This is a genomic window from Peribacillus sp. SIMBA_075 (assembly GCF_046534585.1).
In genome coordinates, this window is record NZ_JAWRYN010000368.1 from 1 (window position 1) to 297 (window position 297).

1 pseudogene is annotated in these 297 nt (G+C 68.0%); it reads left to right on the plus strand.

The features are described 5' to 3' along the window. Window positions 1–59: 59 nt before the first annotated feature. A pseudogene (locus SB775_RS28620) lies at window positions 60–297 on the plus strand (OST-HTH/LOTUS domain-containing protein); the annotation flags it as partial.

A 297-nucleotide genomic window follows, 5' to 3' on the forward strand; every position in this document is an offset into this window, starting at 1 on the left:
TGCTTCGCAGCGCGCTCTACTCATCCGGCGTGGACGATGGCTAGGCCAACCTAGCCTCGGTCGGCAAGCAGGTCGGCAACCAGTCTTCATTCGATTCGCGCAACTACGACTACCGCAAGCTGCGCGACCTGATCCGCGCCACCGACGTGTTCGAACTGCGCCAGGACGAGCAGGCCATCTGGGTGCGCGACAAGCCCAGGGCCGGTGCCGCGGCCAAGGCGCCGGCGCCGATCACCCCCGCGTCGACGACCGCGCCGGCCAAGGCGAAGGGCAAGCCGGACAAGCCCAAGGACAAGG